Source organism: Lentzea sp. NPDC055074 (assembly GCF_053608005.1).
The window spans coordinates 157904-170487 of record NZ_JBSGUQ010000001.1; the positions used below are offsets into that span (position 1 = coordinate 157904).

Annotated in this window: 10 protein-coding genes; 1 reads left to right on the forward strand and 9 read right to left on the reverse strand. The window is 71.1% G+C overall.

The genetic code is table 11. From position 1 onward, the window contains the following. Window positions 1-12: 12 nt before the first annotated feature. A complete protein-coding gene (locus ACWF7A_RS00790) occupies window positions 13-723 on the forward strand; it encodes a class I SAM-dependent methyltransferase (protein ID WP_452248286.1) in 711 nt (236 codons plus the stop codon). 3 nt (window positions 724-726) lie between these two features. Here the strand turns inward: ACWF7A_RS00790 and ACWF7A_RS00795 are convergent, their stop codons facing one another. The 9 genes from ACWF7A_RS00795 to modA all read right to left on the reverse strand — a co-directional run bounded on the left by ACWF7A_RS00795 (window position 727) and on the right by modA (window position 12399). Continuing rightward, window positions 727-2274, reverse strand: a complete 1548-nt coding sequence (locus ACWF7A_RS00795; protein ID WP_452248287.1) for a substrate-binding domain-containing protein — start codon at window positions 2272-2274, stop codon at window positions 727-729. A gap of 66 nt (window positions 2275-2340) precedes the next feature. Beyond that, the gene (locus ACWF7A_RS00800; RefSeq protein ID WP_452248288.1) at window positions 2341-2808 is read right to left on the reverse strand and encodes a hypothetical protein; all 468 of its coding nucleotides are present in this window, start codon (window positions 2806-2808) and stop codon (window positions 2341-2343) included. A gap of 619 nt (window positions 2809-3427) precedes the next feature. Beyond that, complete coding sequence (locus ACWF7A_RS00805) at window positions 3428-5569, reverse strand: DEAD/DEAH box helicase (RefSeq protein WP_452248289.1); 2142 nt, start codon at window positions 5567-5569, stop codon at window positions 3428-3430. A gap of 48 nt (window positions 5570-5617) precedes the next feature. Then, on the reverse strand, window positions 5618-7648 hold the full coding sequence (locus ACWF7A_RS00810) for a putative bifunctional diguanylate cyclase/phosphodiesterase (RefSeq protein WP_452248290.1): 2031 nt from the start codon (window positions 7646-7648) through the stop codon (window positions 5618-5620). A gap of 410 nt (window positions 7649-8058) precedes the next feature. Then, window positions 8059-8493 carry a cyanase gene (gene cynS / locus ACWF7A_RS00815; RefSeq protein WP_452248291.1) on the reverse strand — a complete coding sequence of 145 codons (435 nt, stop codon included), beginning with the start codon at window positions 8491-8493 and terminating at the stop codon, window positions 8059-8061. Window positions 8494-8497: 4 nt separating this feature from the next. Beyond that, window positions 8498-9658, reverse strand: a complete 1161-nt coding sequence (locus tag ACWF7A_RS00820; RefSeq protein WP_452248292.1) for an NAD-dependent formate dehydrogenase — start codon at window positions 9656-9658, stop codon at window positions 8498-8500. Between the two features lie 109 nt (window positions 9659-9767). Then, entirely contained in the window at window positions 9768-10814 is a 1047-nt protein-coding gene (locus ACWF7A_RS00825) for an ABC transporter ATP-binding protein (protein WP_452248293.1), read from the reverse strand. Then, window positions 10811-11611, reverse strand: a complete 801-nt coding sequence (modB, locus tag ACWF7A_RS00830) for a molybdate ABC transporter permease subunit (protein WP_452248294.1) — start codon at window positions 11609-11611, stop codon at window positions 10811-10813. Before modB ends, ACWF7A_RS00825 begins: the two co-directional genes overlap by 4 nt. Further along, complete coding sequence (gene modA, locus ACWF7A_RS00835; RefSeq protein ID WP_452248295.1) at window positions 11608-12399, reverse strand: molybdate ABC transporter substrate-binding protein; 792 nt, start codon at window positions 12397-12399, stop codon at window positions 11608-11610. Before modA ends, modB begins: the two co-directional genes overlap by 4 nt. Window positions 12400-12584 lie beyond the last annotated feature (185 nt).

Below are 12584 nucleotides of genomic sequence, written 5' to 3' on the forward strand. Positions count from 1 at the left end.
AGGCAGGTGGAGATGACTTCTTCGACCGCGTTCGAGCAAGCGTGGGAGCTGGGCGACCAGGTGCCCGGCTGGTTGACCGTTGACCAGGCCACCATGCTGTGGCAGGCCGCGCTGCGGCTCGGGCCCGGCGCGCGGATCGTGGAGATCGGCAGCCACCAGGGCAGATCCACCACCGTGCTGGGGCTCGCCGCCACGTCCGTCGGGGCGACGGTCGTCGCGGTCGACCCGTTCGTCGAGGGCAAGCTGTTCGGCGGGACCCCCACGCGCACCCGGTTCGAGAAGAACGTCGCCCGCGCGGGCCTGACGGACGTCGTGCGGCTCGAAGCCGAGTACAGCACCAAGCTGCGCACGCGCTGGAACGAGCGCATCGACCTGCTGTACATCGACGGCAAACACGACTACTGGACGTTCACCGACGACATGCTGTGGTCGGAGAACCTCGTCCCCAACGGCGAGATCCTGGTGCACGACGCGTTCTCGTCCATCGGGGTCACCAGCGGCATCCTGCTGAAGGTGTTGTGCGGCAACCGGTACGTGTACCTGGACCGGGCGGGTTCACTGGCGCGCTTCCGGCTGGCGCGGCCGGGTTGGGCCGATCGCAGGCGGGTGCTCGCCGAGATGCCGTGGTTCCTGCGCAACGTGGGCATCAAGGTGCTGCTGCGCCTGCGGCTGCGCCCGGTGGCACGGCTGTTCGGCCACCACGGGCCGTACGATCCGTACTGAGGTCTACTGGGGACGGCAGGCCGGTGGCTGGCACAGCATCGTGCTCAGCGCCTGGGCGAAGATGTCGCTGATGCCGGCGGGATCGACCGTGGTGAACGCCCGGCCGCCGGTGGCGTCGGCGATCCGGGTCAGCTCGTCGACGTCGACGTCCGGTCCCATGCCGATCGCGATGACCGGCAGCGGCCTGCGCTTGTCCTGCAGCTTGGCCAACTCGTCCAGCAGCTGGCGCTGACCGATCGAGTCCGGGTCCTCGTTGCGGCCGTCGGTCATGATCGCGACGATGTTGATCCGGCCGAGCTCCCAGTTCTTCCTGGCCTCCTGGTAGGCCGCCAGGGTCGTGTCGTACAGGCCCGTCGCCCCGTTCGCGGTCGCGCGGGTGGCCCGGACCGCGGCGACGGCCTGGCCGTTCGCGAGGTGGTCCCGGACGGAGGCGAACGGGATGATCTCCTTGTAGTCCTTGTCGCCGTCCAGCCCGGTGGAGAACTTCCACAGGCCGATCTGCGTGCCGGGCTTGAACATCCCCAGCCCCCGCTCGGCCGCCGCGACGGCGAGCGCCATCCTCGTGGTCCCGGTCCTCGGCACGAGCTGGTTCATCGAGCCCGACACGTCCAGCACGCCCAGCACCCGCGCGGTCAGCGTGAGCCCGCTCCACAGCCGGAGCGTCTCGTCCACCGCCCCCTGGTCCAGAACGGCGGCGGAGTCGTCGGGCGCGCGCAGGCCGAACCGGCCGAGCTCCGTGCCGGACCGCACCCGTGCGAGGAACTTCTCGGCACCCGCCCGCTGCGCCTGTCCGGCGTCGGGCAGCACGACGTACGGGAAGTCGAGCGGGGGCACCGGCTGCTCCGCGGCGACCGCCGTCAGCCTGGTCGCCCCCGGCGTGGAGTTGTGCCGTTCGAGGGCCTGCTCGGAGGTGGGGAACACGTCCAGCGGACGGGCGAACAGGTCGTCGGCCTGCTCGGAGTAGTCGGCGGACACCGGCCGGATGGTGGCGACGGTCGCGGCCGCGGCGTCCTTCTCCCCCGACGTGAACCCGCGCATCGCCAGCAACGCCGACAGGCTCGCCGGGTCCTTGGCGGGGTCGGCGATACCGGCGACCGCCTTGGCTCCGAGCCCGATCAGCTCACGCCAGTTCTTGCCCTTGCCGGGGTCCTTCACGGCGAGCACCACCGGTGACAGCGCGACCGACACGCCTGCCTCGGGCACCCGCCACGCACCGGAGTCCCGCGCCTGCCTCAGCCACATCGTCGACTCCGGCACCCACACCGACGGGGACTCCCCGCCGGCGGCCAGCCGGGCGGCCGTCTCCCGCGCGGACTCGGCCTTGACCTCGACGCGATAGCAGTCCGGGTCGGTGCCGAGCTTCTCCGCCGCGTCGCTCAGGGCGGGCGCGACGGCGGGCGCGGCGGTGACGAGCACCGTCGCCGGATCCGTGCAGCGCGTCGCGTTGAGCCGCTTGATCACCGCGTCCCCGCCGATCCAGGCGGCGACGGACAAGACGAGCAGCACCGAGAGCGCGACAACAGGTGCCGTCACACGCCGTGGTCGCACCATGGCGGACACCCTAGACAACAGGAACCGGCACGACCAGAACTCACGGGTTCCGATTTCCGGCGAGGATCAGCAGGTGACCTTGACGGTCGCGCCCGCCTTGAACGACACGTGCACGTGGTCCATGTGGTTGGCCGTGGGGCTGCCACGGTCCTCCATCGGCGTGAACCCGCTGCCGTCGTTGTAGCGCTGGCGCCAGATCACGTAGGTGACGCCGAACGCCTTCTGGTTGGCCAGCACGTAGTCGGCCAGGGCGTTGCCGGTCGCGGTGTCGACCATGAAGTCGAGCGCCAGGCCGGTGGGGTGGTCGCCGGAGCCGCCTCGGCCGGCGGCGCCGCCGATGTCCTCGACGCCGAACTTGCCGGCCACGTGGTGACCCACCTGGGCCACGTGCGGCTTCACGCCGTCCAGGGTGGTCGGGCAGGGCGGCGGAGGAGGCGGTGGGGGCGGGGTGGTGGTCTCGGGGGTCGTCGTGGTCACCGGAGGGACCGTGGTCGTCACCACGGCCGACGAGGACGGCACGGTGGTCGAGGCCACGACGGAGGGAGCTTCCTGGCTGACAGAGGTTGTCGGGGCGGCCAGCAGAGCGGCGGCGCCCGTGGGATCGACCTGCCGGCCGGTCTCCTGGACCACCCAGAAGGTCGCGGCCAGTCCCGCACCGAGGGAGATGGCGACCGCGAGGGGCAGTTTTCGGCTGGCTAACTGGTCAGTTCTATGTCGGCCCGGCATTCGGGAGCACCTTGCGTTGGGGACGGGGCATCACACGGGCCGCGATATTACGAAACGAACACGACAAGGTCTCGGGCGAGTGTTCATGGTCACAATTCACCCGGTTAGACCACTGCTACACATAGCGAGAGCGCGTGGTCAGGCGCGTCCAAAAAGCCCTATTCATGGCCTATGGAGTGGTCCGTTCGGACGTGTACGACGAGCCCGTCGGCGATGAAATCCTCATGTCTTGCGCACGAATCGGTCCACGAGCTCGCGCACCGACGGGGTGTCGTCGATCAGGACCCAGGCGAGGCCCGCGTTCCGGATACCGGCCTCCAAGCCGGGCCGGGCCGTGCGGGGACGTGCGGGGACGTGCGGGGACGTGAGCCTCAGGTACTCCTGGGCCAGGCGCCGTCCTGCAGGTCTCGTCGGGCGAGGACAGCGCCTAGAGCCCGAGCCGCTGTCGCTCGGCCTCCACCACCCGCTGCTCCACCGACACCGCCGAGTCCAGCGCGCTCGCGTGCGCATGCTTCGTGTCGCTCTCGCGCGCGTAGTGGTCGAACAGCAGGGTCTTGTGGTCGCGGATCTCCTGCACCCGCGCGTCCACGCTGTCCTTGACCAGCAACCGGTGCACGTGCACCTTGCGGACCTGGCCCATCCGGTGGCACCGGGCGATCGCCTGGTCCTCCGTGCTCGGCTTCCACTGCGGCTCGGCGATGATCACCACGGACGCGGCCTGGATGTTGAGGCCCACGCCGCCCGCCTCGATCTGGGCCACCAGCACCGCGTGGTCCTCGCACGCCGTGAACTCGTCCACCATCTTCTGACGGCCCTGCGCCGACGTGGCGCCGGTCAGCGGGCCGAAGACCTGGACGTGCTCCGCGACCGCGTCCAGCACGTCGTGGAAGTACGAGAACACCACGACCTTCCAGCCGTTGTCCCTCGACTCCTCGATGATCTCCAGCAGCCGTTCGAGCTTCGCCGAGCCGTCGGGGGTGCCCGGGGTGTAGGCGGCGCGGCGCATCGCCATCAGGTTCCCCTCGCGCACCGCGTCGAGGTAGGCGCTCCGGTCCTGCTTGCCGAACTCGACCCAGTCCTCCACCTCCAGCAGCTCCGGCAGCTCTCCCAGGACGTCCTCCTGGTTGCGCCGCAGGTACACCGGTGCGACGACGCGGCGGAACGCCTTCGCTCCCACCACGGCGTCGATCGTGCCCGTGCGGGCCGCGACACCGGGCTGGAGGTAGGCGACCAGGTTGCGGAACTCCTCGACGCGGTTCTCCATCGGAGTGCCGGTGAGGAGCACCGCCCGTTCCGCGCGCTGCACGACCTTGTTGACCGCCTGCGAGCGCTGGGTGTCCGGGTTCTTCACGTAGTGCGCCTCGTCCACGACGACCAGGGCCGGGCGGAACCTCTTCGGCAGCACCAGTTTCGGCAACGTGCCGAACGTCGTCACGCCGACGCCGCCCTGCGCCAGCCACTCGCCCACCGCGCCGTCGCGGCCCGCGCCGTGCATGCGGTGCGGCACCAGGTCGCTGTGGCGGGCGATCTCGTTGACCCAGTTGACGACGACGCTCGCCGGGCAGACCACCAGGAACCCGCGCCGCCCTTCCGCGGCGAGACTGGCCATCACCGCGACGGCCTCGATCGTCTTGCCCAGGCCCATCTCGTCGCCGATGATCACGCGTTTGCGGGCCAGCGCGAACTTCGCGCCGAACACCTGGTAGCCGCGCAGCGACACCTTGAGCAGGCTGGTGTCGAGCGGGGTCGCGTCGACCTCGTGCTCGATCTCGGACGGCACGAAACCCTTGGCGGCACTGCGATCCGGCGCCGCTTCGGCACCGGCGAGGTCGGCCAGGAGCGTGTTGTAGGCGGCCGCGTCGAGCTCGTAGTCCCGCCACAGCGCGCGGTGGTCGAGGTCCGGTACGCGCAGCTGCGTGCCCACCGCGCGCAACGCCGCCACGTCACGGCTGGCCAGCAACGACTCCAGCCGGCCGAGCGAGTCGAGGGCGGCCTGCCTGTTCTTCCGCAACGAGAAGAACATCCGCAGCCGGCTCCACGCACGGGACGCGGACCGCACGTCGGCGTCGACCCTGTCCAGCACGTCCCCGAGCGGCTCGCGCAGCGGGCCGACGAGCTGGTTCGCCCTGCGCAGCTTGGACATCAGCTGCAGCAGCTCGGTCTGGGAGCGGTCGGCGCGGTCGGGGTTCAGCCGCACGGTCAGGTCGCGTGCGACACCCTCGACGACGGCGCGGACGACCCGTACGATCTGCTCGGCGGACTGCCTGCCGACACCGGGCACCCCGTCGAGCTGCTCCAGGCGTGCCCGGGCGACGTCGGCGACAGTCCGGTACCCGGCGGCCTTCAGCGTGCTCAGCCTCAGGTTCGCCTTCGAGTCGCGGAGCGCGTCCACGGGCATGGCGCTGAGCCGTTCGGCCACCAGCGAGTCCCGGAGCGCCTCGTACTTCGCGGTGGCGAGCGCGAGCAACCGGTCCGGTTCCGCGCGCACTCCCGCTGCCTCGGCGCGGAACGCCTCCGCGGCGGCCAGCACCGTGCGAGCGTGGCTACCGACCTTCGACGAGTCGTCCACCCGTGTCCTTCCGTCAGGCGGCCCGAGGGTACCGAACCACGCCTGACGTCACTCCTGAGCGGTCCAGCTGTCCGCGGGGGCCGGTCTGCCGAACAGGTAGCCCTGGGCGTAGGAGCACCCGGCCTCGCGGAGCCACTCCGCCTGCTCCGGCGTCTCGATCCCCTCGGCGACGGTCTGCGCGCCGAGGACGTCGGCGAGGGCGATGATGCAGCGGATCACGCCCTCCGTGCGGCCGTTGCTGCCGAGAGCACGAGTGAACGAGCTGTCGATCTTCACGACGTCGAACGGGTAGCGCTGCAGGTAGCTCAGCGACGAGTACCCGGTGCCGAAGTCGTCCAGCGCCACCCGGATCCCCGCGTCCCGCACGGCCACCAGGCTCCGCATCGCCGGTCCGTCCGCCCACACGCTCTCGGTGACCTCGATCGTCAGGCTGCCCGGCGCCAGCCCGGTCGCGGCGACGACGCCGTCCAGCCGAGGCAGGAAGCCGGGGGTCGACAGCTCGCGGGTGGACACGTTGACCGTCACCCCCAGCGAACGCCCCTCGGCCTGCCAGCGCACGGCCTGGCGGCACGCGGCCTCGAGGACCTTCTGGCCGAGCGGCACGATGAGCCCGGTCTCCTCGGCCAGGCCGATGAACGCGTCGGGCCCCAGCAGTCCCCGGCCGGGCCGCTGCCACCGGACCAGCGCCTCCGCGCTCGTCACCGCGCCCGTCGCGAGGTCGATGATGGGCTGGTAGTGCACGACGAGCTGGCCGTCCTCCACCGCGGTGCGCAGGTCCGTCCGGTCCCGCTGCCGGATCAGCGCCTGCTCGCCCATGTCCGGGTGGAACAGGCGGATGCGGTTGCCGCCCTCCCGCTTCGCGACGTACATCGCGGTGTCCGCGTCCCGCAGCAGCTCGGCCGTGCCGACGCCCGGCCCGGAGACCGCGACGCCGATGCTCGCGCCGAACTGCTCCGGGGCGCCGTTCAGCTCCGTCAGCACGGACTTCGCGAGCCGCACGACGTCCTCGACCTCGGCCCCCGGAGCGAGCACGGCGAACTCGTCGCCACCGAGTCGTCCCGCGACGGCCTCGGGCGGCAGCGCGGAGACCATGCGGGCCGCCACGGCCTTCAGGTACTGGTCGCCGGCTTCGTGGCCGTCGGCGTCGTTGACGTCCTTGAACCTGTCCAGGTCCACGATCAGCAACCCGGCCGTGGAGCTCAGGGCCATCGCCTCCCGCACGACGTGCAGGAAGTGCGCCCGGCTCGCCAGACCGGTCAGCTCGTCGCGCTCCGCCTTGTCGCGCAGCGCCTCCTCCCAGAGACGGCGCCTGCTCACGTCCACGGCGGCGACCACCGTGTGGTCGGGCCCGGCGGGCTGCTCGACCGGACCCGTGTGCAGGGCGAGCACCAGCCCGGCGTCCGACTCCACCTCGACCGGCCCGTCCGCCGCCGCGCATCCGTCGTCGCACCGGGTGATCGCAACGCCGTGCGCGCACGGCACCGTGCTCGCCTCGATGGTGTCGTCGTCCCAGCTGAACATCTCGCGGGCACGGAGGTTGTGCAGCCTGGGGGTACCGCGCTCGTCGAGCAGCGCCAGCCCGACCGGTGTGGCCTGGAGCAAGGCGCCCACGGTCCGGCGCGCGGCCTCCTGGGCCCTGACCGCGCGCACGGTCTCGTGCAGGGCGAACGTCCCGATCACCAGTCCCAGCAACGGCATGACGCCGGACATCAGCACGTCGGCGTCGACCCGGTCCAGCCGGGACAACGACACGCCGAGCCCTCCCACGTACCCGGCCAGGCCCACCAGCGACTTCACCGGGTACCGCCCCGAGCCGCCCTGCAACGCGCGCCGCGTCGTCACTCCGAAGAGGAACGCGAGCACCGGCTGGACGCCGGGGAGCACCAGCGCCGAACCGGCCGTGACGACACCCTCCGCCACCGCGGACGCCCACCCGTCCAGTCGCGGCCACAACCACCACGAACTCACGAGGAGCACGACCAGCGGCGCCAGGAACAAGCGCACCACGCCGCCGGCGGAGAAGAGGAGGTTGCCGGTCAGCGCGGCAGCGCCCAGCAACGCGAAAGCATTGGTGAGCAATCGAACCGTCCGCAAAGGATCACGCTTCGTGCGCCCCTCCGACTCGTCCACCAGCCCCGATGCCGAGGCACTGGAACGGTGCGAACGCTCCACGCGAGATGCCCCCAGGGTCCGAGATGTCCTGCCGGTCCTGCTCGACGAAAAACGCACTATCTGTAAAAAGAAATGACGGTGCAACCGCCGTTCGGGTACCGAACAAAGGTTGCGACATCATCGGCTGCGCCTTGCGGCACCTTCTTTTACAGCACAGTGCTCGCCGGGGTGATCACCGCGTTCTCCGGGCAGCCCGGGATTCCTGTGGATCGCCATGGCGCCGGCTTCGGCGTCGTGTCGATCCAGGCCGGCCCAGATCGACACGCGATGTGGTCGCACGAGCGGGGGTCGATCCGCGGCGGACTCGGGACGGCCGGTCACCACTGGTAGGGCAGGAACTTCCCGTCGAGCGTGACCACCACCCGGTCGCCCGCCGGGTCGGCGACGCGGTCGACGTTCATCCGGAAGTTGACGGCACTCATGATCCCGTCACCGAACTGCTCGTGGATGAGCTCCTTGACCGCCGGCCCGCAGACCTGCAGGACCTCGTGGAACCGGTAGATCGTCGGGTCGACCGGCACCGCGGTGTCCAGCGCCCCGCGAGTGGGCTGCGCCGCCAGCGCGCGGACCTGCCCGGCGGTGAGCTCCAGCAGCTCACCGGCCCTCGCGGCGACGTCGGGCGGCACCGGGTGCTGTCCCGGCAACGCCGAGGTCGTCCACACCGGCGGCCGGTCGAGCGTCTCCGCGATCGCGGGCCAGGTGAGCCCGAGCCGCGCCTTGGCCGCCAGCACTGCCTCGTTCTCGGCGTGCACGTGCTCAGCTGTTCGTCGAGTACGAGTGCGCGCCCGTGCCGGCGAGCTTGCCGCCGTCGACGATCAGGTACTCGTCGCGGATCGGCGTGCCCGCGAAGAACGACTCCAGGATCTCCCTGGTGCCGGCCGCGTACCGGGCCTGAGCGGACAGGGAGCTGCCGGAGATGTGCGGCGTCATGCCGTGGTGCGGCATGGTGCGCCACGGGTGGTCTGCCGGGGCGGGCTGCGGGAACCAGACGTCACCCGCGTACCCGGCGAGCCGGCCGCTCCGCACCGCCCTGACCACCGAGTCGCGGTCGGCGATGCGGGCGCGGGCGGTGTTGATCAGGTACGCGCCGCGCTTCATCGTGGCGATCAGCTCGTCGTCGAACAGCCCCTCGGTCTCGGGGTGCAGCGGCGCGTTGATCGTCACGACGTCGCAGTGCGGCACCATCGCGGCGGTGCTCTCGTGGAACGTCAGGCCGAGCTCGCGCTCGACGCTCTCCGGCAGCCGGTGCCGGTCGGTGTAGTGCAGGTGCACGTCGAACGGCGCCAGCCTCCGCAGCACCGCGAGACCGATGCGCCCGGCCGCGACCGTGCCGACGTGCATGCCCTCGACGTCGTACGAGCGGGCGACCGCGTCGGCGATGTTCCAGCCGCCGTCGAGCACGATCTGGTGCGACGGAACGAAGTTGCGCACCAGGTTGAGGATGGACATCACCACGTGCTCGGCGACGCTGATGGAGTTGCAGTACGTCACCTCCGCGACCGTGACGCCGTGGGCGATGGCCGCGTCGAGGTCGACGTGGTCCGAGCCGATGCCCGCCGTCAGCGCGAGCTTGAGCTTCGGAGCGCGGGCGATCCGTTCCGCCGTCAGGTACGCGGGCCAGAACGGCTGGGAGATCACGACGTCCGCGTCCGCCAGCTCGCGGTCGAACACCGAGCCTTCGCGGTCCTTGTCCGAGGTGACGACGAGGGTGTGGCCCTGGTTCTCCAGGTACCGGCGCAGGCCGAGCTCACCGGACACGCTGCCGAGCAGGGCTCCGGGCGTGAAGTCCACAGAGGACGGAGTGGGCAGCGTCTGCCCGCCGGGATAGGCGTCGAGGTCCGGCAGACCGTCCCTCGCGTACGTCTGGGGGTAGCCGTCGATCGGGTCGTCGTAGAGCACGCACAGGACCTTCGCCATTGCGGTTCTCCCTCGCCGGACGTCGTGGTGGTCGAGCGGTTCCGACCTTCCTCCGGGAATCACCGCGCTGTCCAAACGAACGTCCCTATCGCTTGACAGCTCTCGGCTATCAGGCGAGATAGGTGTGGGTCTCGGTGGCTTTCACCGCCGCCCAGACCGTGTCACCGGGCCGCAGCCGCAGGTCCGCGAGAGTGGCGGTGGTGATGTCGGCGAGCACGGGCGGGCTGCCGTCGAGCCGCACGCGGGTGGTGTGGGCGTGCTGTTCCATCGCCGCGACGGTGACCTGCCACGTGTTGCGCGGGCTGCCCTGCGGCTTCTCCGGGTGCAGGCTCACGGCGCTGGGCGGGAACGCGACGTGCACAGCGCCGGTCACCGGCTCGGCAACGGTGATGCTGCCGCCTTCCACGAGGTCCACGGTCGTGCCGTGAGCGTTGCCCCGGTAGAGGTTCAGGCCGACGAGGTTCGCGACGTAGTCGGTCCGCGGTTGGCGGGCGACCTCGGACGGCGTGCCCTGCTGGACCGCGCGGCCGTGCTCCAGGATCACCAGGCGGTCGGCGAGCACCATCGCGTCGAGCGGGTCGTGGGTCACGAGGAGGGTGTGGCCGCCGAACTCGGCGAGGTGCTTGCCGAGCTCGGAGCGGACCTGCAGGCGGGTGCTGGCGTCGAGCGCCGCCAGCGGTTCGTCGAGCAGCAGCAGGCTCGGGCCGGTGGCGAGGGCGCGCGCGAGTGCCACGCGCTGGGCCTGGCCACCGGACAGCCCGCGAGGCTTGCGCTGGGCGTACTCCGCCAGTCCGACGCGGTCGAGCCAGGTCGCGGCCCGTGCCCTCGCCTCCGCGCGCCGGGTGCCGCGGGCGCGCAGTCCGAACGCGACGTTCTCCAGCGCGGACATGTGCGCGAAGAGCAGGTAGTCCTGGAACACGACGCCGACCGGGCGGTCCTCGGGGTGCAGGAAGGCGTCCGGACCGTCCCAGGTGGACTCGCCGAGCGTGATGCTGCCGGAGGTGAGCGGCGACAGACCTGCCAGCGCGCGCAACGCGGTGGACTTGCCGGCGCCGTTGGGACCGAGCAGGGCGACCACCTCGCCGGGGGCGATGGTGAGGTCGAGCGCGAGGTCGAAGTTCCCGCGCGTGACGCGCAGTTCCGCGTTCAGGGTCATGTCGGCCCGCTGATCCACCGGTCGCGCAGACCGGCCAGCACTCCGACGGACACCAGCAACAGCACGATGCTCAGCACGATCGCCGCGTCCGGATCCGTTTCCAGGGCGAGATACACCGCCAGCGGCATCGTCGTGGTCTCTCCTGGGAAGTTGCCGGCGAACGTGATCGTGGCACCGAACTCCCCCAGCGCCCGCGCCCAGCACAGCACGCCGCCCGCGACGACCCCGGGCAGTACGGACGGCAACGTCACGCATCGGAACGTGAGCCAGCGGGACGCACCGAGCGTGGCCGCCGCTTCTTCGAACCGCGGGTCAGCGGCTCGCAGAGCGCCCTCCACCGAGATCACCAGGAACGGCATGGCCACGAACGCCTCGGCGACCACGACGCCGGCGGTGGTGAAGGGCAGCGAGATCCCGAACCACGCGTCCAGGTGCTGCCCGATCACCCCGCGCCGTCCCAGCACCAGCAGCAACGCGACACCACCGACGACCGGCGGCAGCACGAGCGGCACGGTGACGAGCGCGCGCAGGAACCCGCGCCCCGGCAGGCCGGAGCGGGCGAGCAGCCAGGCGAGCGGGATGCCGAGCACCAGGCACAGCACCGTCGCCAGTGAGGCGCAGATCAGCGAGAGCCGGAGCGCCTCGCCCACCTCGGCGCTGAAGAGCTGACCGGACAGGCTCCCCCACGGTGCCTTGACCAGCAGCCCGGCGAGCGGCACCAGCAGGAACGCCAGGCCGATGAACGCGGGCAGGGCGAGGACGACCGGAAGCCGTCCTCGCGCACGATGACGTGTCACGGGCTGACGAAGCCCGCCGCGCTCAGCACCGACCTGCCCTTGCCGGACAGCACGAACTCGATGAACGCCTTGGCCGCGGCCGCGTTCGGAGCCTTCGCGACCGGGGCGATCGGGTAGTCGTTGACGGCCTGGTCCGCCTCGGTGAAGTCGATGCCCTCGACCCTGTCCCCGGCGGCCTTCACGTCGGTCTTGTAGACCAGCGCGCCGTCGACCTCACCGAGCGAGACCTTGGTGAGCACGGCCTTGACGTCCTGCTCCAGCGTGTCCGGGGACGCCGTGACCCCGGCGGCCTCGAAGACCTTCTTCGCCGCGGCGCCACAGGGGACCTGCTCGGCGCACAGCGCGATCTTCCTGCCCGCGTCGGCGAAGTCCGGCAGGCCCGCGATCTTGCCCGGGTTGCCCTTCGGCACCGCGATCGCGAGCTTGTTCCTCACGAACGTCGTGGGCGCGTCCGTGATCGTCTTCGTGTCGGTCACCTGCTTCATGTTCGCAGGTGCCGCGCTCGCGAACACGTCGGCGGGGGCGCCCTGGTTGAGCTGCTGGGCGAGCGCGGAGCTGCCGCCGAAGTTGAACTTCACCTTCGTGCCGGGGTGGGCGGCCTCGAAGTCCTCGCCCAGCCGCGTGAACGTCTCGGTCAGCGACGCCGCCGCGAACACCGTGACGTTCCCCGTGACCTTCGGCGCCTCCGAACCCGCCGTGGGCGAACTGCCGGGCTGGCCGGAGCCGCAGCCCGCGAGCGCCAGTGCGGCCGTGGCGGCGACGACGGCTCCGCGCGCGATTCTGGACATGACCTCAGGCCTCCGGGATCTCCACGACCACGTGGGTGGACTCGGCCGCGGCGGCCTCGCTGATCCGCACATTCGGCACGAAGAACATCGTATGTCCCGCTTTTGCGGAATCAAGCCTCGGGTGCGTTCGCGGATCCAATCGTGATCCAACTCCGATAACGCGTCGTCTGAGTGGTCTTTTCACC